This window comes from Enterobacter cloacae complex sp. 370H10, from assembly GCF_050031535.1.
Lineage (GTDB): Bacteria > Pseudomonadota > Gammaproteobacteria > Enterobacterales > Enterobacteriaceae > Enterobacter > Enterobacter intestinihominis.
Window position 1 is genome coordinate 3,058,281 of sequence record NZ_JBLGWG010000001.1, and the last position, 23,154, is coordinate 3,081,434.

General features: G+C 47.3%; 21 protein-coding genes and 1 pseudogene. 8 read left to right on the forward strand and 14 right to left on the reverse strand.

Annotated features, from left to right (window positions below):
• The first annotated feature begins 1 nt into the window (after position 1).
• The 7 genes from hisD to hisIE are packed head-to-tail and all read left to right on the forward strand — an operon-like array spanning position 2 to position 6,118.
• Positions 2 to 1,306 carry a histidinol dehydrogenase gene (gene hisD, locus ACQG2Q_RS15205; protein WP_063849671.1) on the forward strand — a complete coding sequence of 435 codons (1,305 nt, stop codon included), beginning with the start codon at positions 2 to 4 and terminating at the stop codon, positions 1,304 to 1,306.
• Complete coding sequence (hisC, locus tag ACQG2Q_RS15210) at positions 1,303 to 2,364, forward strand: histidinol-phosphate transaminase (RefSeq protein ID WP_063849673.1); 1,062 nt, start codon at positions 1,303 to 1,305, stop codon at positions 2,362 to 2,364. The genes hisD and hisC overlap by 4 nt, the downstream gene beginning before the upstream one ends.
• Positions 2,361 to 3,428, forward strand: coding sequence for a bifunctional histidinol-phosphatase/imidazoleglycerol-phosphate dehydratase HisB (hisB, locus tag ACQG2Q_RS15215; protein ID WP_062937947.1), 1,068 nt, complete (start codon positions 2,361 to 2,363; stop codon positions 3,426 to 3,428). Before hisC ends, hisB begins: the two co-directional genes overlap by 4 nt.
• The gene (gene hisH, locus ACQG2Q_RS15220) at positions 3,428 to 4,018 is read left to right on the forward strand and encodes an imidazole glycerol phosphate synthase subunit HisH (RefSeq protein WP_426759229.1); all 591 of its coding nucleotides are present in this window, start codon (positions 3,428 to 3,430) and stop codon (positions 4,016 to 4,018) included. Before hisB ends, hisH begins: the two co-directional genes overlap by 1 nt.
• Positions 4,018 to 4,755, forward strand: coding sequence for a 1-(5-phosphoribosyl)-5-[(5-phosphoribosylamino)methylideneamino]imidazole-4-carboxamide isomerase (hisA, locus tag ACQG2Q_RS15225; RefSeq protein ID WP_023300528.1), 738 nt, complete (start codon positions 4,018 to 4,020; stop codon positions 4,753 to 4,755). The genes hisH and hisA overlap by 1 nt, the downstream gene beginning before the upstream one ends.
• Positions 4,737 to 5,513 (forward strand): imidazole glycerol phosphate synthase subunit HisF, encoded by a 777-nt coding sequence (hisF, locus tag ACQG2Q_RS15230; protein ID WP_063849677.1) that lies wholly within the window; start codon positions 4,737 to 4,739, stop codon positions 5,511 to 5,513. The genes hisA and hisF overlap by 19 nt, the downstream gene beginning before the upstream one ends.
• Entirely contained in the window at positions 5,507 to 6,118 is a 612-nt protein-coding gene (hisIE, locus tag ACQG2Q_RS15235) for a bifunctional phosphoribosyl-AMP cyclohydrolase/phosphoribosyl-ATP diphosphatase HisIE (protein ID WP_017693103.1), read from the forward strand. Before hisF ends, hisIE begins: the two co-directional genes overlap by 7 nt.
• A 111-nt stretch (positions 6,119 to 6,229) precedes the next feature.
• Here hisIE and ACQG2Q_RS15240 read toward each other — a convergent pair.
• Together ACQG2Q_RS15240 and wzzB are read right to left on the reverse strand one after the other, a co-directional pair.
• A pseudogene (locus ACQG2Q_RS15240) lies at positions 6,230 to 7,186 on the reverse strand (IS4 family transposase); the annotation flags it as partial.
• A gap of 112 nt (positions 7,187 to 7,298) precedes the next feature.
• Positions 7,299 to 8,279 carry an LPS O-antigen chain length determinant protein WzzB gene (gene wzzB, locus ACQG2Q_RS15245; protein ID WP_063849681.1) on the reverse strand — a complete coding sequence of 327 codons (981 nt, stop codon included), beginning with the start codon at positions 8,277 to 8,279 and terminating at the stop codon, positions 7,299 to 7,301.
• A 192-nt stretch (positions 8,280 to 8,471) separates the two neighbouring features.
• On the opposite strand from wzzB, the gene ACQG2Q_RS15250 reads away from it, so the two are divergent.
• Entirely contained in the window at positions 8,472 to 9,476 is a 1,005-nt protein-coding gene (locus ACQG2Q_RS15250; RefSeq protein WP_063849682.1) for an NAD-dependent epimerase, read from the forward strand.
• A 51-nt stretch (positions 9,477 to 9,527) separates the two neighbouring features.
• Here ACQG2Q_RS15250 and ugd read toward each other — a convergent pair whose 3' ends face one another.
• The 12 genes from ugd to ACQG2Q_RS15310 all read right to left on the reverse strand — a co-directional run bounded on the left by ugd (position 9,528) and on the right by ACQG2Q_RS15310 (position 23,143).
• Positions 9,528 to 10,694 carry a UDP-glucose 6-dehydrogenase gene (gene ugd / locus ACQG2Q_RS15255; protein WP_063849683.1) on the reverse strand — a complete coding sequence of 389 codons (1,167 nt, stop codon included), beginning with the start codon at positions 10,692 to 10,694 and terminating at the stop codon, positions 9,528 to 9,530.
• Positions 10,695 to 10,916: 222 nt separating this feature from the next.
• Positions 10,917 to 12,323 (reverse strand): NADP-dependent phosphogluconate dehydrogenase, encoded by a 1,407-nt coding sequence (gndA, locus tag ACQG2Q_RS15260; protein WP_063849684.1) that lies wholly within the window; start codon positions 12,321 to 12,323, stop codon positions 10,917 to 10,919.
• Between the two features lie 148 nt (positions 12,324 to 12,471).
• Positions 12,472 to 13,938, reverse strand: coding sequence for a glycoside hydrolase family 1 protein (locus ACQG2Q_RS15265; RefSeq protein ID WP_047363185.1), 1,467 nt, complete (start codon positions 13,936 to 13,938; stop codon positions 12,472 to 12,474).
• A gap of 57 nt (positions 13,939 to 13,995) precedes the next feature.
• Complete coding sequence (rfbA, locus tag ACQG2Q_RS15270) at positions 13,996 to 14,868, reverse strand: glucose-1-phosphate thymidylyltransferase RfbA (protein WP_028013773.1); 873 nt, start codon at positions 14,866 to 14,868, stop codon at positions 13,996 to 13,998.
• A gap of 48 nt (positions 14,869 to 14,916) precedes the next feature.
• Positions 14,917 to 15,927, reverse strand: coding sequence for a hypothetical protein (locus ACQG2Q_RS15275; protein WP_049137382.1), 1,011 nt, complete (start codon positions 15,925 to 15,927; stop codon positions 14,917 to 14,919).
• A 1-nt stretch (position 15,928) separates the two neighbouring features.
• On the reverse strand, positions 15,929 to 16,465 hold the full coding sequence (locus ACQG2Q_RS15280) for a serine O-acetyltransferase (RefSeq protein ID WP_180237904.1): 537 nt from the start codon (positions 16,463 to 16,465) through the stop codon (positions 15,929 to 15,931).
• Positions 16,458 to 17,606: an O-antigen polymerase gene (locus ACQG2Q_RS15285; protein ID WP_063199147.1), complete on the reverse strand. Its 1,149-nt coding sequence runs from the start codon at positions 17,604 to 17,606 to the stop codon at positions 16,458 to 16,460. Before ACQG2Q_RS15285 ends, ACQG2Q_RS15280 begins: the two co-directional genes overlap by 8 nt.
• Position 17,607: 1 nt before the next feature.
• Positions 17,608 to 18,582 carry a glycosyltransferase gene (locus ACQG2Q_RS15290; RefSeq protein ID WP_063849687.1) on the reverse strand — a complete coding sequence of 325 codons (975 nt, stop codon included), beginning with the start codon at positions 18,580 to 18,582 and terminating at the stop codon, positions 17,608 to 17,610.
• Complete coding sequence (gene wzx / locus ACQG2Q_RS15295) at positions 18,569 to 19,828, reverse strand: O45 family O-antigen flippase (RefSeq protein WP_047367922.1); 1,260 nt, start codon at positions 19,826 to 19,828, stop codon at positions 18,569 to 18,571. The genes ACQG2Q_RS15290 and wzx overlap by 14 nt, the downstream gene beginning before the upstream one ends.
• Positions 19,821 to 20,639, reverse strand: a complete 819-nt coding sequence (locus tag ACQG2Q_RS15300) for an NAD-dependent epimerase/dehydratase family protein (protein ID WP_063849688.1) — start codon at positions 20,637 to 20,639, stop codon at positions 19,821 to 19,823. Before ACQG2Q_RS15300 ends, wzx begins: the two co-directional genes overlap by 8 nt.
• Positions 20,636 to 21,175 (reverse strand): dTDP-4-dehydrorhamnose 3,5-epimerase, encoded by a 540-nt coding sequence (rfbC, locus tag ACQG2Q_RS15305; protein WP_063199136.1) that lies wholly within the window; start codon positions 21,173 to 21,175, stop codon positions 20,636 to 20,638. The genes ACQG2Q_RS15300 and rfbC overlap by 4 nt, the downstream gene beginning before the upstream one ends.
• An 81-nt stretch (positions 21,176 to 21,256) precedes the next feature.
• On the reverse strand, positions 21,257 to 23,143 hold the full coding sequence (locus ACQG2Q_RS15310) for a nucleoside-diphosphate sugar epimerase/dehydratase (RefSeq protein WP_063849689.1): 1,887 nt from the start codon (positions 23,141 to 23,143) through the stop codon (positions 21,257 to 21,259).
• Between the last annotated feature and the right edge of the window lie 11 nt (positions 23,144 to 23,154).

Genomic DNA, 23,154 nt, shown 5'->3' on the forward strand with positions numbered 1-23,154 from the left:
CATGAGCTTTAACACAATCATCGACTGGAATACCTGTAGCGACGCGCAACAGCGCGAGCTGCTGATGCGCCCGGCAATTTCAGCCTCAGAGAGCATCACCCGCACCGTGGCGGAGATCCTCGATAACGTCAAAGCCCGCGGAGACGACGCGCTGCGCGAGTACAGCGCGAAGTTTGATAAAACTGAGGTCGACGCGTTACAGGTCACCGCGCAGGAGATCGCCGGGGCGGAAAGCCGCCTTGGGGATGAGATCAAACAGGCGATGGCCGTCGCAGTGAAAAATATTGATACCTTCCACACCGCGCAGAAATTGCAGGCGGTGGATGTGGAAACCCTGCCCGGCGTGCGCTGCCAGCAGGTGACGCGCCCGGTGGCATCCGTTGGCCTCTATATTCCTGGCGGCTCTGCCCCGCTGTTTTCGACCGTCCTGATGCTGGCCACTCCGGCACGTATTGCCGGTTGTCAGAAGGTGGTGCTCTGCTCTCCGCCACCGATCGCCGATGAGATCCTGTATGCGGCGAAGCTGTGCGGCGTGCAGGCGATCTATAAAGTGGGCGGTGCGCAGGCGATTTCCGCCCTGGCGTTCGGGACGGAGTCTGTTCCCAAAGTCGACAAAATCTTTGGCCCGGGTAACGCATACGTTACCGAAGCGAAGCGCCAGGTCAGTCAGCGTCTGGACGGTGCGGCGATTGATATGCCTGCCGGTCCGTCTGAAGTGCTGGTGATTGCCGACAGCGGCGCTACACCGGATTTCGTGGCCTCTGACCTGCTCTCGCAGGCCGAGCACGGCCCTGACTCGCAGGTGATTTTACTGACGCCAGATGCCGACATGGCAAAACGCGTGGGCGAGGCCATTGAGCGTCAGCTGGCCGACCTGCCGCGTGCGGAAACGGCGCGTCAGGCGCTATCGGCCAGCCGACTGATTGTGGCTCGCGATATCGACCAGTGCATCGCCATCTCCAATCAGTACGGGCCGGAGCACCTGATCATTCAGACCCGCAACGCGCGCGATCTGGTCGACAGCATAATCAGCGCAGGCTCGGTGTTCCTCGGGGACTGGTCACCGGAATCCGCCGGGGATTACGCCTCCGGCACCAACCACGTGCTGCCCACGTATGGCTATACCTCAACCTGCTCCAGCCTGGGGCTGGCGGATTTCCAGAAGCGCATGACCGTGCAGGAACTCTCCCGCGAGGGATTTGCCTCGCTGGCGTCGACCATCGAAACCCTGGCCGCCGCCGAGCGCCTGACTGCCCACAAAAATGCCGTGACGCTGCGCGTTGCCGCCCTGAAGGAGCAAGCATGAACATCGAAGAATTAGCCCGCGAAAATGTCCGTCGCCTGACGCCCTATCAGTCTGCGCGTCGTCTGGGCGGGAACGGCGACGTCTGGCTGAATGCCAACGAATACCCCACGGCGGTGGCCTTTGAGCTCTCGCAGCAGACGCTGAACCGCTACCCGGAGTGTCAGCCGAAAGCGGTGATCGAGAACTATGCGCAGTATGCAGGCGTGAAGCCTGAGCAGGTGCTGGTCAGCCGCGGGGCGGATGAGGGGATTGAGCTGCTGATCCGCGCCTTCTGCGAGCCGGGTAAAAACGCGGTGATGTACTGCCAGCCCACCTACGGGATGTACAGCGTCAGCGCCGAAACCTTTGGCGTGGCCTGCCGCAACGTACAGGCGCTCGACAACTGGCAGCTGGATTTGCAGGGCATCGCCGATAACCTCGACGGCGTGAAGGTGGTGTTTGTCTGTAGCCCGAACAACCCGACCGGGCAGATTATCAATCCGCAGGATATCCGTTCCCTGCTGGAAATGACGCGCGGCAAAGCGCTGGTTGTGGCCGACGAAGCCTACATTGAGTTCTGCCCGCAGGCGACGCTGGCAGGCTGGATTGAAGAGTATCCACATCTCGTCGTGCTGCGTACCCTGTCGAAAGCCTTCGCTCTCGCCGGTCTTCGCTGCGGTTTTACGCTGGCAAATAAAGCGGTTATCGACCTGCTGCTTAAAGTGATCGCCCCGTATCCGCTCTCAACGCCGGTTGCCGATATTGCAGCACAGGCGCTGGGCCCGCAGGGCATCAGCGCGATGCGCGAGCGTGTGGCGCAGATCCTGGAGGAGCGTCAGTATCTAGTCGATGCCCTGAAAACGATTCCGTGCGTGGAGCAGGTGTTCGACTCGGAGACCAACTACATCCTGGTGCGCTTCACCGCCTCAAGCGCGATATTTAAATCGTTGTGGGATCAGGGCATTATCTTACGAGACCAGAATAAACAACCTACCCTGAGCGGCTGCCTGCGTATTACCGTCGGCACCCGTGCAGAGAGCCAGCGCGTGATTGACGCCCTGAAAGCGGAGAAAGTATGAGTCAGAAGTATCTCTTTATCGATCGTGACGGCACCATCATCTCGGAGCCACCCAGCGATTTTCAGGTCGATCGTTTCGACAAGCTGGCGTTTGAACCCGACGTGGTCCCGGTGCTGCTGAAGCTTCAGAAAGCAGGCTATAAGCTGGTGATGATCACCAACCAGGACGGTCTGGGCACCGACAGCTTCCCGCAGGTAGACTTTGACGGCCCGCACAACCTGATGATGCAGGTGCTGACCTCGCAGGGCATCGCCTTCGACGAAGTGCTGATCTGCCCGCATATGCCTGCCGACGAGTGCGACTGCCGCAAGCCAAAAGTGAAGCTTGTTGAACGTTATCTGGCGGAAGAGGCGCTGGATAAAGCCAACAGCTATGTGATTGGCGATCGCGTCACGGATATCACGCTGGCGGACAACATGGGCATTGCGGGCCTGCGCTATAACCGCGACACGCTAAACTGGGCGATGATTGGCGAGCAGCTCACCCGACGCGACCGCTATTCCCACGTTGAACGCAACACCAAAGAGACGCAGATCGACGTGAAGGTCTGGCTCGACCGCGAAGGCGGCAGCAAGATCCACACTGGCGTCGGTTTCTTTGACCACATGCTGGATCAAATCGCCACTCACGGCGGCTTCCGTATGGAGATCACCGTTAAGGGCGACCTGTATATCGACGATCACCACACCGTGGAAGATACCGGCCTGGCGCTGGGCGAAGCCCTGAAGCTGGCGCTTGGCGACAAGCGCGGCATCAACCGCTTCGGCTTTGTTCTGCCGATGGACGAGTGCCTGGCGCGCTGCGCGATGGATATCTCCGGGCGTCCGCACCTGGAATATAAAGCCGACTTCACCTACCAGCGCGTGGGCGATCTCAGCACCGAGATGGTGGAACACTTCTTCCGCTCACTTTCTTACACCATGGGCCTGACGCTGCACCTGAAAACCAAAGGCAAAAACGATCACCACCGCGTCGAGAGCCTGTTCAAAGCCTTTGGCCGTACCCTGCGCCAGGCGATCCGCGTGGAAGGTGACGCCCTGCCCTCGTCGAAAGGAGTGCTGTAATGAACGTGGTGATTCTGGACACCGGATGCGCCAACCTGAACTCCGTACAGTCGGCGATTATGCGCCACGGCTACGAGCCGGTGGTGAGCCGCGACCCGGACGTGGTGCTGCGCGCGGATAAACTCTTTCTGCCGGGCGTAGGCACCGCCCAGGCGGCGATGGATCAGATCCACGAGCGCGAGCTGGTGGATCTCATCAAAGCCTGTACTCAACCGGTGCTGGGCATTTGCCTCGGCATGCAGCTGCTTGGCCGCCGCAGCGAAGAGAGCAACGGCGTCGATCTGCTGGGCATTATAGAAGTAGACGTGCCGAAAATGACCTACCACGGCCTGCCGCTGCCGCATATGGGCTGGAACCGCGTTTATCCGAAGGCGGGCAACAGGCTGTTCCAGGGAATCGAAGACGGCGCGTACTTCTACTTCGTCCACAGCTACGCCATGCCCGTGAATACCTACACCATCGCCCAGTGCAATTACGGCGAGGCGTTCACCGCCGCAGTGCAGAAAGATAACTTTTACGGCGTGCAGTTTCACCCGGAACGCTCCGGCGCCGCCGGCGCGCAACTGCTGAAAAATTTCCTGGAGATGTGATGATAATTCCCGCTTTAGATTTGATTGACGGCACGGTTGTTCGTCTCCACCAGGGTGATTACGGGCAGCAGCGCGACTACGGCAACGACCCGCTGCCGCGGTTACAGGCTTACGCCGCGGAGGGCGCTGAGGTGTTGCACCTGGTCGATCTGACCGGCGCGAAAGATCCGGCGAAGCGCCAGATCCCGCTGCTTAAAACACTGGTGGCTGGCGTGGACGTCCCGGTGCAGGTGGGCGGCGGCGTGCGTACGGAAGCCGATGTTGCCGCCTTACTGGACGCAGGCGTGGCGCGCGTGGTAGTCGGTTCGACCGCTGTGAAAGATCCTGAGACGGTCAAGGGCTGGTTCCGCCGCTTCGGCGCGGATGCGCTGGTGCTGGCGCTGGATGTGCGCATTGACGAACAGGGTAACAAGCAGGTCGCGGTCAGCGGCTGGCAGGAAAACTCCGGCGTGACGCTGGAAGAGCTGGTTGAGATGTATCTCCCCGTGGGGCTAAAGCATGTGCTATGCACGGATATTTCACGCGATGGTACGCTCGCAGGCTCTAACGTCTCGCTGTATGAAGAGGTTTGCGCGCGTTATCCGCAGGTGGCGTTTCAGTCCTCTGGTGGTATCGGCGACCTGGCGGATATCGCCGCTCTGCGCGGAACCGGAGTACGCGGCGTGATCGTGGGTCGCGCGCTGCTGGAAGGCAAATTTACGGTGAAGGAGGCGATTCAATGCTGGCAAAACGGATAATTCCCTGCCTGGACGTGCGTGATGGTCAGGTTGTAAAAGGCGTGCAGTTCCGCAACCACGAGATCATTGGCGATATCGTTCCCCTGGCTAAACGCTATGCCGAAGAAGGCGCAGACGAACTGGTATTTTACGATATCACCGCCTCCAGCGATGGCCGCGTGGTGGACAAAAGCTGGGTGGCGCGCGTGGCAGAGGTGATTGATATTCCCTTCTGCGTGGCGGGCGGGATTAAATCTGCTGACGATGCGGCGAAGATTCTCTCTTTCGGTGCGGACAAAATTTCGATTAACTCCCCTGCGCTCGCAGATCCGGAGCTGATTACGCGTCTGGCGGATCGCTTTGGCGTGCAGTGCATTGTCGTGGGGATCGACACCTGGTTTGATGCCGCAACGGGCAAATATCACGTTAACCAGTACACCGGCGACGAAAGCCGCACGCGCGTCACCCAATGGGAGACGCTGGACTGGGTGCGGGAAGTGCAAAAACGCGGTGCGGGTGAAATCGTTCTGAACATGATGAACCAGGACGGCGTTCGTAACGGTTACGACCTGGAGCAGCTGAAAAAAGTGCGCGCGGTCTGCCAGGTTCCGCTGATTGCCTCCGGCGGCGCGGGCACCATGGAACACTTCCTTGAAGCCTTCCGCGATGCGAACGTTGACGGCGCGCTGGCCGCTTCCGTGTTCCACAAACAGATTATCAATATTGGTGAGTTAAAAACGTACCTGGCCGACCAGGGCGTGGAGATCAGGGTATGTTAACAGAGCAACAACAGGCGCAGCTGGACTGGGAAAAAACTGACGGATTACTGCCGGTGGTTGTACAGCATGCCGTTTCAGGCGAAGTGCTGATGCTGGGATACATGAACCAGGAGGCACTGGCAAAAACGATCGACAGCGGCAAGGTGACGTTTTTCTCGCGCACCAAGCAGCGTCTGTGGACGAAAGGGGAAACCTCGGGTCACTTCCTGAATGTGGTCAGCATTACGCCTGACTGCGACAACGACACCCTGCTGGTGCTGGTCAACCCGATTGGGCCGACCTGCCACAAAGGCACCAGTAGCTGCTTCGGCGAGGCGAGCCATCAGTGGCTGTTCCTCTATCAGCTGGAACAATTGCTGGCAGAGCGTAAATCAGCGGATCCCGAGAGCTCATACACGGCGAAGCTGTACGCCAGCGGCACCAAACGTATTGCGCAGAAAGTGGGTGAAGAAGGCGTTGAAACGGCGCTGGCGGCCACCGTGCATGATCGGGAGGAGCTGACGAACGAAGCGTCGGATTTGATGTATCACCTGCTGGTGCTGCTTCAGGATCAGGAGCTGGATTTAACGACGGTGATTGAGAATCTGCGGAAACGACATAAATAAAAAAAGACCGGGGAGACCCTAATGCTGGTCACTTAAGGTGACCAGCAGTTTTTTTATCCGGGTAATTCCTGCCCTTCACCCTGAGCTCTCTCGGGTAACTACGCTCCCGTCTTCCCGGTAATACCAGCCATCTCGCCTGTTCGTACGGTGACGGTACAGCTCGCTCACCGCACCCGCCGGATAACGACAGGGGTCTTCCAGAGACGTGAGGACTTTTCTACTCCTTTCCGTCCACTTTCCGGCTCAGAAGTCTGGCAGTGACCTCTTCCGGCAGTCCCGGCCATTGATTCCGGGCCAGCGGGCTCGTTTTCAGCTTCACCCGCTCGTCACCCCTCCCCAGACGGCACACGACTTCATACTGGGTATTCTTTATCAGGGGCAGCAGCCAGTGCCGGTTCTCTCCGGCGTGCTGCCAGTGATGCAGCAGCCCCGGGGAGTAATATCCCCTGTCGAACAGGGTGATACTGTTATCCGGTACCCGGTCCGTTAACTGTGCCGCCAGACGCATTTCGCTGACGCTCTCACTGTCGAAAGCGCTGGCGTTAATCAGATGGCTGCTGAGTTCCATTAGACAGACCATGCGCACCTGCGGATAGTTGCCTTCGCTGTGCTGGTTGCCGTGTTTGCTGAACGCTTCGCTGTTCTCCCGCGTATCAGACGTTCTCCAGACCACACCATCCATCGCAAACAGGTACAGTCCGTGCCATTGCGGGTGTGACACCTGCTGGTTCCAGTATTGCTGCGTGATATCAAAAAGCTCCCGGACAGCCCCCTCGCCGAGCTTTTTGCGGCGCTGGATAACGGCGCTTCGTGCGGTGAATGGCGCGCCCGAACGGTCAGTGATATCCATGAGATTAACAATATCGGTCATCGGCCTGTCACAGAAAACAGACATGCCGACAACAAGCCATGCAATTGATTCAATGGGAGTTTACGTTTACGGAGCGTCACAGTATCGGTCAGCCTGAAGGCTTCCCGGATAAGGTCTGCGTGGATGAGTTCGGAAAGGGAACAGGCACGTTCCGGTGCGGTGAGATGTATATTACCGGGAGCCTGAGAAAGTTCCATTTTAAAAGGGTCCATGAAGAGACTTGAACCCTTTTTACTCCAGCCACTGGATCGGTCAACCGATCCTTAAAAGATCGGCATTAGGGGCGACCCGGCCTTTTTGGTTTGTAAATCAGGCTCTTGGTTTGTAGCTTCTCAGCGCATTGCGGCCAAGGACGACAGCAGAACCGATAATTCCGCCGAGCAGTACGGCAAGGATGAGGGTAATAGCAATTTTCGGGCTGTCGCGTCGGATAGGCAGGTTCGGCTTCATGACGTAACGATAGACGTGAATAGTGTCTGGGTTAACGTTGAGGTTCTGAATATCCAGTAAATTTTGTTTGGTTTGGTAGTAAGCGCCTGAGAAGACCAGCGGACGTGACGCTTCGTTATCAATCATTGACTTGAGCGCTACGGTACCCAGCAGGAACATGGTTTCCTGAGTGACATCCTGAGTCTGTTGAAGTTGCGGAGTGATAATCTTCGCGGCTTCTGCGTTCTTCAGCGCCTCAGTAATCTGCTTGATGCGTAAATCTTTCTGCTCCTGAGCGACCTTCTCCTGATTCTGGAGGGAGTCGTTCAAGGTTGTAATCTGCTGCTTGAGGTTATCTCTGAGGTCAAGCGATAGTTCTTTTGCCGTCTGCTCGTCAACCTGCTGAATATACTGAGCTAATTGCTTTTGAGCTGCTTCAGCGGATTCGCCCTGATAGCTTACGGTTAAAGGCAAACTTTGTCCTTTAACCGTAGGCTCTATAGTCAGTTTTTCCGGTTCTTCCTGATTCTCCAGCGCCTGAGCTAATGCCGAGAAGGAGGAATTGAAACGTCCAATAGCACGATTCTGAATGTCCAACATGGAAGGAGCTGCCCCGCCATAGAGTATATTCAATGCATTGGAATAGGTGGCAATTTGTGCCGCATCAGGCTGGGCTATGATGGCAGATGACGTCCATTTCTCTTTGGCTACAGTGATGTAAACGCCAGCAAGAACGATGAAAGCAGCAATAAAAGCCCCTATCACCCACTTACCACGCCACAGCTGTAACATTACATCAAGTAAATCAATTTGCTCCGGGTCATTGTTACGTGCGACCAGGTTATGGTTGTTTTGCGTCATACAATCCCTAACAGATGAAAAAGGGCAAAAATAATCTTGTTTCCATAGTGTATCTCTTGTTGTAGAAAATTCTATAAGAATCCGATGAGTTATATCGGAAAGATGGGTTATGTATGTGAAGAGCAACGCGCTATCATAGACGGATTCTGATGTCCTGGGACATCAACAAGAACACTGTGAATGAGGGAAGCTATGAAATTTCTGGTAACGGGCGCGGCGGGCTTTATCGGTTCTCATGTCAGCAAGCGCCTGCTTGATGCAGGGCATGAAGTTGTTGGGATTGATAATCTGAATGATTACTATGACCCTAACCTCAAGCTCGCTCGCCTCGAACTGCTCAAATCCGGGAGTTTCACCTTCCACAAGCTGGACTTAGCGGACCGCGAGGGCATGGCTGCGCTCTTCGCCAATGAGAACTTTGACCGCGTGATCCATCTTGCCGCACAGGCGGGCGTGCGTTACTCGCTGGAAAACCCGCATGCCTACGCAGATGCGAACCTGGTAGGTCACCTGAACGTGCTGGAAGGCTGTCGCCACAACAAGGTTCAGCATCTTCTGTATGCTTCATCCAGTTCCGTTTATGGCCTCAACCGTAAGATGCCATTTTCTACTGACGACTCCGTGGACCATCCGGTATCCCTGTATGCGGCAACAAAAAAAGCCAATGAGCTGATGTCGCATACCTATTCGCATCTGTACAACCTGCCAACCACTGGTCTGCGTTTCTTCACCGTATATGGTCCGTGGGGACGCCCGGACATGGCGCTGTTCAAATTCACCAAAGCTATGATTGCAGGTAACAGCATCGACGTATACAACTACGGCAAGATGAAACGTGACTTCACCTATATTGATGATATTGCCGAGGCGATTATTCGCCTGCAGAACGTCATTCCCGAGGCCAATGCCGACTGGACGGTCGAAGCGGGTTCACCTGCTACCAGCTCTGCCCCGTATCGCGTATACAACATCGGCAACAGCTCTCCGGTAGAGCTGATGGACTACATCACAGCGCTGGAAGAGGCTCTGGGCAAAGAAGCGGTAAAAAATATGATGCCAATCCAGCCGGGTGACGTGCTGGAGACCAGTGCAGACACCAGGGCGCTTTATGACGTCATTGGGTTTAAACCGCAGACCTCCGTCAAGGAGGGCGTGAAAAACTTCGTCGACTGGTACCGTAGTTTCTATAAGGTTTAAAAACAGAAAACCCGGCAAGATGCCGGGTTTTTTATGCGCGACAGTTAGCAATCAGTCACTACCGAATAGGTCACGGGTATAGACTTTATCTTTCACGTCCGCCAGCTCTTCCGCCATACGGTTGGAGATAATTACGTCCGCTTCTTTCTTAAATGCATCCAGATCGCGGATCACACGTGAATGGAAGAACTCGTCTTCCTGCATGGCCGGTTCATAAATAATGACCTGCACGCCCTTCGCCTTAATACGCTTCATGATCCCCTGAATGGAAGAAGCGCGGAAGTTATCGGAACCGCTCTTCATGATCAGGCGATACACGCCCACCACTTTCGGCTGACGCGCGAGAATAGAATCCGATATGAAGTCTTTACGCGTGCGGTTGGCATCCACAATTGCGGAAATCAGGTTGTTCGGCACCGCCTGATAGTTAGCCAGCAGCTGCTTGGTGTCTTTTGGCAGACAGTAGCCGCCGTAACCGAATGACGGGTTATTGTAGTGGTTGCCGATACGCGGGTCGAGGCACACGCCTTCAATGATCTGACGGGTGTTCAGGCCTAAGCTCTCTGCATAGCTGTCCAGCTCGTTGAAGTAAGCCACGCGCATTGCCAGATAGGTGTTAGCGAAAAGCTTAATCGCCTCCGCTTCAGTGGAGTCGGTGAACAGAACCGGAATATCTTGCTTGATGGCGCCTTCCTGAAGCAGCGCCGCAAAACGCTCCGCACGCTCGGAACGCTCACCGATCACGATGCGTGATGGATGCAGGTTATCGTATAACGCCCTGCCCTCGCGGAGAAACTCAGGCGAGAAGAAGACATTATCAATACCCAACTCTTCTTTAATAGATTTGGTGAAGCCTACTGGAATGGTCGATTTGATAACCATCACGGCGTTAGGATTGATCGCTACAACGTCTTTAATAACTGCCTCAACGGTAGAGGTGTTGAAGTAGTTGGTTTTCGGATCGTAGTCGGTTGGCGTGGCGATGATGACGTAATCCGCATCACGATACGCATCTTCTTTGTCGGTAGTAGCACGGAAATTAAGTGATTTATTCGAAAGATAATCCTGAATCTCTTTGTCAACAATAGGAGACTGCTTCTGGTTCAGCATGTCCACTTTGGCCTGAACGACATCCAGCGCAACCACTTCATGATTCTGGGCGATCAATATACCGTTTGAGAGGCCAACGTAACCAGTTCCGGAGATAGTTATTTTCATTCGCTTATGACTTCTTTGAGTTAATTGTAGAGATGATCGTCAGACCATCGCGAAATAGACTGTTGGGCTTTGTACCTTCAGCCTGACAGAACTGTCAAGGCAAACCAGGACTAATCCCCGCGAGCGGGCCGACATTCAGACAACTTCGAAAAAAAACGTCATTTTTTAACGTAAAAAAACCCGGAGATATCTCCGGGTTATGTTCACCGCAGCTGTATTAACTCAATCCAGCCATTCGGTGTGGAACACACCTTCTTTATCCGTACGCTTATAGGTATGCGCACCGAAGTAGTCACGCTGTGCCTGAATCAGGTTCGCTGGCAGAACGGCAGCACGATAGCTGTCGTAGTATGCCACCGCAGCGGAGAAGGTTGGAACCGGAATACCATTCTGTACTGCGTAGGCAACCACGTCACGCAGCGCCTGCTGGTACTCGTCTGCAATCTTCTTAAAGTACGGTGCCAGCAAAAGGTTAGCGATACCTGCGTTTTCAGCATAGGCATCGGTGATTTTCTGCAGGAACTGCGCACGAATGATGCAACCCGCGCGGAAAATCTTCGCGATCTCGCCGTAGTTCAGGTCCCAGTTATTCTCGTCTGACGCCGCACGCAGCTGAGAGAAGCCCTGCGCGTAGGAGACGATTTTACCCAGGTACAGGGCGCGACGAACTTTCTCGACGAACTCAGCTTTGTCACCGGCTGGTTTAGCCTGTGGGCCTGACAGCACTTTAGAAGCCGCAACGCGCTGCTCTTTCAGAGAAGAGATATAACGCGCAAAGACGGATTCGGTGATCAGAGACAGCGGCTCGCCCAGATCCAGAGAGCTCTGGCTGGTCCATTTACCGGTACCTTTGTTCGCTGCTTCATCCAGAATCACATCAACCAGGTATTTACCCTCTTCATCTTTTTTCATGAAGATATCTTTGGTGATGTCGATCAGGTAGCTGTTCAGCTCGCCTTTGTTCCACTCGGTAAAGGTTTCAGCCAGCTCTTCATTAGAGAGATTCAGGCCGCCTTTCAGCAGGGAGTATGCTTCTGCGATCAGCTGCATATCGCCGTATTCGATGCCGTTGTGCACCATTTTTACATAGTGACCCGCACCGTCCGGACCGATATAAGTCACACACGGCTCGCCATCTTCCGCAACAGCAGCGATTTTAGTCAGAATAGGCGCAACCAGTTCGTACGCTTCTTTCTGGCCACCAGGCATGATAGATGGGCCTTTCAGCGCGCCCTCTTCACCACCGGAAACACCGGTACCGATGAAGTTGAAGCCTTCAGCGGACAATTCACGGTTACGACGAATGGTGTCCTGGAAGAAGGTGTTACCGCCATCAATGATGATGTCGCCTTTTTCGAGGTAAGGCTTCAGGGAGTCGATAGCTGCATCGGTACCTGCGCCCGCTTTCACCATTAGCAGGATTCGACGAGGCGTTTCCAGAGACTCAACGAACTCTTTCACCGTATAGAAAGGAACCAGCTTCTTGCCTGGGTTCTCGGCAATCACTTCTTCAGTCTTATCACGGGAGCGGTTGAAAACGGAGACGGTATAACCACGGCTTTCGATGTTGAGCGCCAGGTTGCGCCCCATCACTGCCATACCGACAACGCCGATCTGTTGCTTGGACATTACATACTCCTGTCAGGTGTGGTCCCACCAGGTACTTCCCGGTGGATATATTATCTAATAATCTTAACTCAGAAATCGAGAGCAGAGGTAGGTAATTATGGTCATTAATACACTTTAGCCATAACAAAAGCATGGCTTTATCAAGTGGTCATTTTTGCGTCGTTGAAATACATTGCTTTTTATATTCTTTAATAGTTTTCTGGTAAATATAATAGCTTAACTTAGGTATACGTTTCAAATTCTTATCATCGAAATCGACACCAATTATTCCAAATCTATTTTTGTAACCCCATAACCACTCGAAATTATCGAGCAAGCTCCAAAATAGATAGCCCTGAATATCCAATCCTTCCTTTTTTGCATTCATAACGGCAGTAACATGTCTCTTGAGATAGTCTGCTCTCAACTTATCAGAAATGACCCCTTCCTTAAGTTGTTCATCAGCTAAACCAAAACCTGCACCATTCTCAGTAATAATGAAGGTAGGATGAGCATATTCGGCATCAATCTTTTTCATCATTGTAACCAACGCCTCAGGAGAAACAGGTCCGTTGACGGATGGTTTTTTATCTGGGTTAGGGACATTACCTATTTCAAACGGTTCAGATTTATCATGCCTAACCAATGTTGGACCATAATAATTTACGCCGATGAAATCAGGTTTTCCTTGGGTAATCAATTGCATATCTTGAGATGTGGGCTTAAATTTAGGATATGCTGATTGATACATTTTCAATACTGAATCTGGATATTTTCCCTTATATAGAGCATCGAGAATCCAGTTGTTGTGGAGATCGTTACATAACTGCTCAGTAGTACTATTTGGATGTCCATTATCGATGCAAGGAGATAAGTTTAACGCAATGCCAATACGTCCATCATATTTAGCCTTATGGTAATTACGTACCACCATCGCATTTGCAATCAAAAGGTTGTGTAATGCTACCGCTTGTTTTCCACGAGACGCTACGGACAAAACGTCACGGTATCCGTCTGGTTTTTTTTCAATGAGATTTGCTGCAAGGGGTTCAAGAGTAAAAACATAGCCTTCAGGCTCATTAAAGGTAATAAAATTATGACTTTTATTACCAAAATTCTCGAAAATTACTTGCGCAAATTTTTCGAACCACACTGGTGATTCAGGGTTAGACCAACTACCTTTTTTATAAAGCGCTAATGGCATGTCCCAGTGGTAAAGTGTAATCACCGGCTCAATATTAGCTTCTTTTAAGTCAGCAATAAGTTGGTTGTAATATTCTAATCCCTTTTTATTTACCGTTACACCGTCAGGCATGACCCTGGACCAGGATATGGAGAAGCGGTACGAATTGACACCTAATTCTTTCATGAGTTGTATATCTTTTAGATAGACATCCCGAGAAATTTGATTGGCTGCAACATCTCCATTTTCAACGGTACCAATAGTATATTTTGTTACTTCATTATGAGTAAAATAATCCCAGTTTGAAGGACCCTTTCCACTCTCATTCCAGCCACCTTCAACCTGGTAAGATGAGGATGCCGTGCCCCAGAGAAAATCACATTGCTGTTTTTCACCAGAGAATGCAGGAGGTAAAAGAAGCGCAGAGGTAAGGAAAAAATATTTTGCTTTCATTTTATAATCAAAACCTGATAGCTATTAAGGGTATGATATTGTTAATTATATGAATCGCTATTTGCTATTTTTTATTAAATTGAGCAAATACTGACCGTAATTGGTCTTGCTCATTTCATTCCCGTAGGTCAGGACCTCACTCTCAGTGAGCCAACCGTTACGGTAAGCAATTTCCTCCAGGCAGGCGATTTTGAACCCTTGTCGTTTCTCAATAGTATGAATAAATTGTGATGCTTCGATTAAACTGTCATGGGTACCGGTATCGAGCCATGCAAAACCTCGTCCCAGTAATTCTACCTGAAGATTTCCCTGTTCGAGATACATCTCATTCAGCGTAGTAATTTCAAGTTCACCGCGTGCTGATGGTTTAACGCGTTTTGCCATATCAACCACGTTTGCATCATAAAAATATAGGCCAGTAACAGCCCAGTTGGATTTAGGTGCAGCTGGTTTTTCTTCTATACTTAATGCCTTGAAGTTTTCATCAAACTCTACAACACCAAAACGCTCTGGATCCATTACCTGGTAGCCAAAAACAGTAGCCCCGGCATTACCTGAAACAACCGATTCAAGTTTCCTACCAAAACTCTGCCCGAAGAAAATATTATCACCTAATACTAAGGCACATTTATCACCAGAGATAAACTCTTCACCAATAATGAATGCTTGCGCAAGGCCATCAGGAGACGGCTGAATTTCATAGGACAAATTAATTCCGAAACGACTACCATCTCCTAACAAACGTTTAAAAGAAGGCAGATCTTCAGGTGTTGTGATTAAGAGAATATCACGGATACCCGCAAGCATAAGCACCGACATTGGATAATAAACCATAGGTTTATCATAAATGGGTAAAAGTTGTTTAGAGACTCCACGTGTAATTGGGTGTAAACGTGTTCCTGAACCGCCAGCAAGAATAATACCCTTCATTCTACTACCTCAATACTCTTAAGCTAAATTAGAATTAATATCTTTCAATTAAACAACATCTTTTCTGATATCAGTTGAGCACAATGTTTTTACCCATGAGTCTACGCTATAACGCGAAATTGCATCCGTATGCTTTTCATCATACGGGATATCAAAAAAAGCAGAGTCTATATAAATATTTTTGCGGTCTATAAAATAAAAATTTTCAGATGCATAAAAGTCGTAGTCCTTAACTCTGCTATTAGTTGTTATGAACTTCCTCTTTAGAGGTAAGCATTCTATTGTTCTCATCGTCAAACCTGTCTGCCGGGGATGCTGGATGTCAAGCACAGCATCAGCACCAGAGAAGAATGACGCAATCTGTTTTTTATTTCTAGAGCGAAGTGTAAAACTAAAGAGTCTGTATTTAATGACATCTTTTATATTGGTAAGAATAAAACCAGCCAATACAACAATAGAAGGAAAATAAAGCACAAACCTTAAATCATATTCATTTTTATATTTCTCATAAATTTCCCCTAATAGCTTGTATCTGTCACTATGTACGGTACCGAGGAATGCAATACTTGGCTTAACGTTCTTTGCTGTTTTTCTTGTCGCTGTGCTTACAAAATCAGGGGAATAAAACAATGGCAAATGATCCATAAAATCATATTCTCGAGCATCATTATCATCAAAGGTAAACACTCGGTCAAATAAGTTTAGATACTCCTGAATATGAGGGTAATTTTTAATAGAATCCCACGCGTAGTAAATGAATTGAGCACTCTTATATTTATTTTTGAATTTAAGTAGATTTTTTCTATCGAGAGACTCACCTTTAAGCACTATAACATAGTCGTAATCATCTCTTGTTTGAAGCAATATCCTCTCAAAATACGCGTCTGAAATGCGTTTAAGGAAATTATTATCTTTCCAGAGCCTAAGTAAAATTTTAAAAAAGACGTTATTAAATGGCTTTTCATCGAAATAATCAACGGTGGCACCGGCTCGCCTTAATCCATCAGATATTTCGGTCTCATAATTAAAAAAGCGAGGACATAAAAACAGCACTTTCATTTTAAATACTCTTCTTCACAATGGCCGGAATGCCTACAAGTAGCACATTGTCATCACAGGAATGCATTACAACAGCGTTAGCCGCGACAATAACATTGTCACCAATTCGAATACCACCAAGAACCTTAGCCCCTGATGCAATTACTACATTATCACCTAAAACAGGGCGATTAGCGTGATTGAATGGAATATCGATATTTGTCGCACCCAGCGTAACTTGCTGGTAGATTGTTGCGTTAACACCAATTTTAGATGCGCCAATAACAATACCCTGCGAGTGTGGTATAAAAAAACCACCACCTATTTCGCAGTTTGACGCAATTTCAACCCCAAAAACAATAAAATTTATTAGCGAAAAAATCTTTCCTAAAACAGGGATTCTTTTCTTATAGCAAAAATGACTCATGCGGTATAAAATAACTGGAGTCATTTTCATTCCGATAAAAGCTGAAATTATACCTAAAAGAGAAACTTTTGATTTATTACGCCCACTCAGTTTGTAATATCTCCGTACATCTTCCTTAACTAACTCAAACATTAGGATGACTCCCTGTAAATATTTTAATTCTCACAAGAACAAGAGTTACAATGAAAAGTAAGAAATATGTCTGAATAAAAAATAAATTATAAAAGCCACTAAATATTGCGCACTGCATTGCAATCGCATAAGGAAATAAACTAAAACGATATGACTTTAGCAAATTCTTGTAGGCAATACTGAAAAGCAGAAGTAAGCATGTAACCACAATTAGGGAGCCCGCGATGCCAAGATCGGGCATTAGCTTTTCAAACATTGTTGAAACGTTGGCATTATCATCTACTAATGCCATGGTATCGTGGAATCCTAAATCACTATAAATGAGATTTCGGATAACACTGGGGAAAAGATCCTGGAAGCTTGTAAAATCGTATACCGGCACTATATCCGCAAAGTTATAGGCGAGATTTGCAAGACCCGCAGTAACATAGACATAAAACCATGTAAATCCTGAAGGCAGACTCGACAAAAATTGGCCTTGTGGTGACAACAAATATTGATACGGATTTTCTGCGCCCCTGATATCTCCTACTGCTCCAAAAACTAGAACTATTGTCACAACTGACAATACAGTATAAACAAACATCTTTTTCGTGAATTTTTTATAAATAAAGAATAAAAAGAATATTTCTACGAGACCAGACATCAGAATACCACGTCTGAAGACCAGCATTTCCCAGATGCTCATTAACAGAATTACCAGAAGTATACTTTTCCGTTTTGATAAAAGAAAATGATAATATAGTGACGGAAAAACAAAAAGGAATAGCATATTAACTATGCCATGATATGTTGGTATTCCGAACTCGGTATAGTTATAGCCGCCCCTAAATTGCATAATCATTGGGATCCCACCAGCAACAACCACATCAGGTATTATTGCAAAGCACCAAATGATGAGCCATATTTTAGTCGCCCGCCAAGATGGCATAATATCTTTAAGACGAACATGATTAATACTGCCAGGAGTGATAAATGGAAGTGAAAAAATCAACCCCAGAACAACATTGATTGACAAAAACACCATCATCTCACTTGAGAGAGGGCTAATATTAGTCGTCAGTCCAAGCGAATATAAGAAAATTGTAAACAACCAAATTGAAGCATATACAAACCCTGGGGACAATAAAAAAATACTCATCCTACATCCTCAGCTGTCGAAGTCTTCCACCTTCAATATATGAAAGTGCCAATACGACTTTATATACAAAATCGGGTATTTTAATCGTTTTTGAATCTAACTTATCACACAAGCAGAGCAGAATTTTTCGTGTCGTTGTTATTGGAAGAATATGTATAGCCTTTATGAGTAGTTTACTAAGGACTTTTGTATCTTCCAACATCACTTCGTAAGATGAAAAGAGACTGTCCTTCACGCATTCCGGATGTTTTTCTTTCAAAACAGGGAACGATTTTGATGCATATACAACCATTCTTTCCGAAGCTCTGCGCAAAGTTGGGGTATCACTGTCTTCTGCTCTTGCATCGGGTAAAAAATAAAAGTCATACTTTGCTTTTGAAACTCGGATGCCAAGTTCCTCATCTTCACAGCCGTAATGATAGAAAGTTTCATCAAAACCGCCAATTGTGTCAATTATATCTCGCGTCAGGATAATGCCGTCACTTGCGAAGAAACGAGTGCTTATAATTCCTTCAGGCATGTTACGCGCCCCCAAATAACGACTGTCAAAATAGCGGAGATAATTGCTGGTGTTGAGTCTGGCGGGATCGATTCGTATGTTAATTCTGGCTGCTGTATAGCTCTTGTCATGGAAAAAAGAAACGATCTTTTTTAATGCGTTAGGTTCAAGCAGGTTGTCGATATCAATAAACATTATCAACGAATTTGTCGCGAGCGAAATACCCACGTTACGGGAAATTGCCCTGCCAGAATTTATTTGGTTCCTGTGGAATAAAAAATTTATCTTATCTTTAAACGCTTCCGCATACGAGTCTGCGATTTCTGCAAGTGAAATCGGACTACAATCGTCAATAAGAATTAATTCGACAAGGTTGTTTGGATAATCAATATTCAGTATAGCATCCATGAAGCCCTTAACTTTCCATGGTTCACAGTAAGCAGGGACCACTATTGAAATCTTATCATTGTACTGCACTAATGCACCTCGTAGAATAAATTATATTAAAGGCGTAGACTACTGCTAAACCGATGACGATGTTACTCACCCCCATATAATGGAAAATGGCAGGAACAATAGCCACTACCAGGCAGAAGGCTATCAACCACTTAATAGCTAATTTTTTTAACTGCTTCATTCTAATTAGAACCATACTGAGCAACTGATCTATAGCTAATATTGGTGTTAACCAGACAAATGTTTTTAAATAACTATATGCGTAAACGAGTTTTGCACCATAAAGGACGTGAATAATCATGTCGGCAAGAATTGTTGTAAACAGTGCGCCAGCACAGGTTACTGAAAGCGTAGCGAAAATACAGAACGGCAATTTTCTTTTTATTGTTGTAATATCAATAAATTTAAATATAAAAATTGGTGCGATTGCCTGAACAAACAGAATACATATTGCATACCAGTTATCGACTAACTGAAGTGCTGCTGCATAGTTCGAATACGTTTCTCCAGAAATTTTTCCTTCGAGATATACTCGATCAAATTTCATGGTGACCTGCTGCATAATCAAACAAAACCATACGGCGACACCAATCTTAAAATACGAAAAAATCTCAGAATCAACCTTCACGAATTTAAATCCTGTAGCTTTTCTGAAAGTATAAAAGATAAAGCCACAAGGTAAAAGTGATTCAATAACCCATGCCACCCAAAGATAATTTATTGGCAATTGATTCCTTACACCAATATAAATGACAATGAGTTTAATTATTGCAGCGAACATAAGCACGAGGCAAGGTAACTTGAGACGAGCCTGGCTTTGGTACCATGTTAAACCTACAATAAAAGTTTCTCGTAATGCAACAGATATGGCCAAACCAATAATAAACTGTCTGGACAGTCCACTGGCAGCAAAGATTCCCCATGCCACCATGCACAATGCAACGAAAACTCCTGCCGCTAGACGCAATAAAATCACGTTGCTCATAGTGGAGTTTATTTTTGATGGTGCATCCAGCAATTTAGGAATAACCACCTCAGCCCCACAGATCCATGTGCCTGTCATGAATATAGCCAGAATAACGAGAGAATATTGCCAGCTACTGAAATCACCAAAATTATAATGATTTATCAATAATCTGTTAATAATAATAATGATAACGAGTTGAGTGATTCTCTCGAGGCTAAGATAAAAAAAGTTCACAAAGACTTTTCTTTTATCTTCATCCGCCACATTTTTTTTAATGGCTGATAAGAAAAAATTAGACATCTGTCATATTCTTTATAAAGTTATCGATCATTATTTCTATATCAGACAATACATTTTTATAGACATGGCCGAACTCATTTATAGTTCTGGTATTATCCGTAGGAGGGAAATACTCACCTTTGAAACCTTCATGCCATTTGATCGTACAGCCAGTTTTACTTGCAATTAAATCTGCAATATCAGATGCTTTGGTATTTACACCAGAAGCAATGTTATAGATGTGATGTTCATTCTTACGGCTGATGAGGTAAATCATTTCTGCAACATCCGTAACTGAAACATAATCTTTTGCATATGCAGGCGCAACATACATATCAATATGTTTATTCGAAATTGCATTTCTTATTATGCTTGGCAGGAATAACTTACTTTTTAATGCCAAACCGTAAACGTTACTAGGTCTGACAATAATCGTATCTCGACTGCTTTTAAGGCATAACTCTTCACTTACCAGTTTAGTAAGGTTAAAAAGTCTTCGGTTATCGCTGCTGCATACCGTAAGATTATCATTTTCCGACGCGCTATCTTGTTCCATATATACGCGCGTTGATGAAATATAGATTAATTTCGAGAACTCAGCGCGTTCCAAAATTGATGCCAGCAACTCGGTGTTTGATTTATATACATCAAATGGTGTGTTTGCACAATCACCATTGCCAGCAGCATAGATGACAATGCCCAGATCTCTATCAAAAAGAGTCTCATCATCGCGTGGCGGGACTTCAACTTTTTCGCCCTTAGCCAGAAGGTTTTCCACGATTTCACTACCAATGAAACCACGTCCACCGATCACTGTATAATGTGCTTTCATAACGTTTTCTTATACTCAGCGAGTGTAATTAATTTGATGTCTTTTTCAGAGAGGAGTGGTGATGTTATCGGCCAGTCAATGGCAATATCCGGATCATTCCAGATAATCCCACCTTCATCCTTTGGATCGTAAAAATCAGTACACTTATAGTGGAAATCGGCATAATCGCTTAATACGCAGAATCCATGGGCAAACCCAGGAGGAACGTACAACTGGTTATTCTTCTCGCCTGAAAGAAGTACACCAACATATTGGCCAAATGTATCAGAATCTTGGCGAAGATCCACTGCAACATCATAAACTTCACCGCTGATTACGCTAACTAATTTACCCTGAGGCTTCGTTTTCTGGAAATGCAGTCCACGTAGAACATTTCGACTCGAACGTGAGCGATTATCCTGTACAAAAGTACCTTTAATTCCTGCATCTTCATATTTTTCTTTATGCCAGGCTTCAAGAAAAAAACCGCGAGAATCACCAAAAACCTCAGGCTCAATGATCACACAATCTTTTAAAGGTGTTTGAATTACGTTCATTATAAATCCTTCGGTGGGAAAGAATCTCTTTCCCATCTACTTTGTGAGTTAATTTCAGATTTTGGTACTGACTTAAAATACTTAACTGTTGTTTTCTTTCCAGAGTAAGTCACAGATGTCATCAGTAGGATTAAATGCAGTAGGTGCATTTAGCAATATTTTGCGCACCCGTTCATAATCAAAGTTGCGACATGAGATATCTAATTCTGCAAGAATATTTTTCATTTCACTCCACGGAAGCATGACTTCATTAGCCGTTTTAATTCGTGGATGTTGTGTTATAGAGACGTTATCGCCTATTAAAAGCTCTTCATAAAGCTTCTCTCCAGGCCGCAGTCCCGTCGTTTTGATAGCAATATCACCATAAGGATTTTTATCATCGCGGACGGAAAGTCCCTGCAATGCAATCATGCGGTGGGCGAGATCAATAATTTTAACCGGGTCGCCCATATCCAGCACAAAAACATCTCCCCCACTACCCATTGCTCCAGCCTGGATCACAAGCTGCGCTGCTTCAGGAATGGTCATGAAATAACGGGTGATATCAGGGTGCGTTAATGTTACCGGGCCACCAGCAGCGATTTGTTTTTCAAATAGGGGCACAACCGAACCGGACGAACCTAACACATTCCCGAACCTGACCATGCTGAAGCAGGTTTTACGCGATTCTGATGCCAGGGCCTGCAGAATCAGCTCCGCCATACGCTTTGTCGCACCCATTGTGTTTGTTGGCCGCACAGCTTTATCTGTAGAGATAAGAACAAAACTTTCGACGCCACAATTTTCGGCAGCTTGAGCGCAGCACAAAGTTCCAAAGATATTGTTACGGACACCGTCAATAACATTGAATTCAACTAGCGGAACATGCTTATAGGCTGCCGCATGGTATATAGTCTCAACGTTAAATGCCTTGATTAGCCTTTCAAGATGTTCCATATCCTGAACATTACCTAAAATTGGGTAAATCTTAGTATTCAAGGATTGTGTCAGAATTAAATTTCTTAGCTCAGAATCGATAGAATAAAGTGAGTATTCTGATAACTCGAAAAGAATTAGTTGTGAAGGTTTATTTTTGATTATTTGTCGGCATAGTTCAGAACCAATAGATCCTCCTGCGCCAGTGACCATGACCGTTTTATCAAGAATATTCTTTGAGACTAATTCAGGGATCGGTGAAACAGGGTCGCGACCTAACAGATCGGTAATTACTACTTTACGTAAAGCATCGATTCTCGCTTTTCCTTCAACCAAGTCAACCATTCCCGGAATCGAAAGCACCTCACAAGGTAGTCCTTCGAGGGTAGAAATCACCTCATTTTTTCTCGCACGGCTGGCACTTGGCATCGCCAGCAGAATTTTCTTAGCCTCATACTTCTCGATTAGCCATGCCAATTTTTCTGGCGAAAACACACTTACACCATGGATAACCTGCCCCTGTAATGAGCGATTGTCGTCAACAAACGCAACGGGATAGTATTCATCCATCTGACTCAACGCGGGAAGTAACTGTCGTCCTGAAGCTCCGGCCCCATATATGATGACGCGTGTTCCCAATTTTAAGCCACGATTAACTAGCATTCTCATTCCAAGGCGCGAGCCCGCCACAAGCAATACCCCGAACGAGAAATAAATAAAGGGGATGGTTCTTGGAAGATAGAGGTTTGTGTAAAAAGCGGCAATAATCAGGAGTAACGACGAAATTAGCATTCCAAGAGAAACAACAAGCAGTATTTTCGCGGTTATGTAACGTATTACAGCTCTATAAAGTCCAAGTTTTACAAAGATGGCAAGAGTAATTACTATTATTGATGTGAGCAGTAACCAGTGGGATACGCTAGTTAACGGTGTCATAGAATCAATACGAACCCAAAATGCAAACCAAAATGCACACGTTAACAAAACAACATCAATGGAGAGTGTAATAATCCGTTTTATTGGTCTTGGCAAAGAAATTAAATAAGTTAGCATACTAAAAACTA

Coding starts and splice junctions, on each gene's coding strand:
- hisD (WP_063849671.1), top strand. CDS start 2: ATGAGCTTTAACACAATCATCGACTGGAATACCTGTAGCGACGCGCAA.
- hisC (WP_063849673.1), top strand. CDS start 1,303: ATGAACATCGAAGAATTAGCCCGCGAAAATGTCCGTCGCCTGACGCCC.
- hisB (WP_062937947.1), top strand. CDS start 2,361: ATGAGTCAGAAGTATCTCTTTATCGATCGTGACGGCACCATCATCTCG.
- hisH (WP_426759229.1), top strand. CDS start 3,428: ATGAACGTGGTGATTCTGGACACCGGATGCGCCAACCTGAACTCCGTA.
- hisA (WP_023300528.1), top strand. CDS start 4,018: ATGATAATTCCCGCTTTAGATTTGATTGACGGCACGGTTGTTCGTCTC.
- hisF (WP_063849677.1), top strand. CDS start 4,737: ATGCTGGCAAAACGGATAATTCCCTGCCTGGACGTGCGTGATGGTCAG.
- hisIE (WP_017693103.1), top strand. CDS start 5,507: ATGTTAACAGAGCAACAACAGGCGCAGCTGGACTGGGAAAAAACTGAC.
- wzzB (WP_063849681.1), bottom strand. CDS start 8,279: ATGACGCAAAACAACCATAACCTGGTCGCACGTAACAATGACCCGGAG.
- ACQG2Q_RS15250 (WP_063849682.1), top strand. CDS start 8,472: ATGAAATTTCTGGTAACGGGCGCGGCGGGCTTTATCGGTTCTCATGTC.
- ugd (WP_063849683.1), bottom strand. CDS start 10,694: ATGAAAATAACTATCTCCGGAACTGGTTACGTTGGCCTCTCAAACGGT.
- gndA (WP_063849684.1), bottom strand. CDS start 12,323: ATGTCCAAGCAACAGATCGGCGTTGTCGGTATGGCAGTGATGGGGCGC.
- ACQG2Q_RS15265 (WP_047363185.1), bottom strand. CDS start 13,938: ATGAAAGCAAAATATTTTTTCCTTACCTCTGCGCTTCTTTTACCTCCT.
- rfbA (WP_028013773.1), bottom strand. CDS start 14,868: ATGAAGGGTATTATTCTTGCTGGCGGTTCAGGAACACGTTTACACCCA.
- ACQG2Q_RS15275 (WP_049137382.1), bottom strand. CDS start 15,927: ATGAAAGTGCTGTTTTTATGTCCTCGCTTTTTTAATTATGAGACCGAA.
- ACQG2Q_RS15280 (WP_180237904.1), bottom strand. CDS start 16,465: ATGTTTGAGTTAGTTAAGGAAGATGTACGGAGATATTACAAACTGAGT.
- ACQG2Q_RS15285 (WP_063199147.1), bottom strand. CDS start 17,606: ATGAGTATTTTTTTATTGTCCCCAGGGTTTGTATATGCTTCAATTTGG.
- wzx (WP_047367922.1), bottom strand. CDS start 19,828: ATGTCTAATTTTTTCTTATCAGCCATTAAAAAAAATGTGGCGGATGAA.
- ACQG2Q_RS15300 (WP_063849688.1), bottom strand. CDS start 20,639: ATGAAAGCACATTATACAGTGATCGGTGGACGTGGTTTCATTGGTAGT.
- rfbC (WP_063199136.1), bottom strand. CDS start 21,175: ATGAACGTAATTCAAACACCTTTAAAAGATTGTGTGATCATTGAGCCT.
- ACQG2Q_RS15310 (WP_063849689.1), bottom strand. CDS start 23,143: ATGCTAACTTATTTAATTTCTTTGCCAAGACCAATAAAACGGATTATT.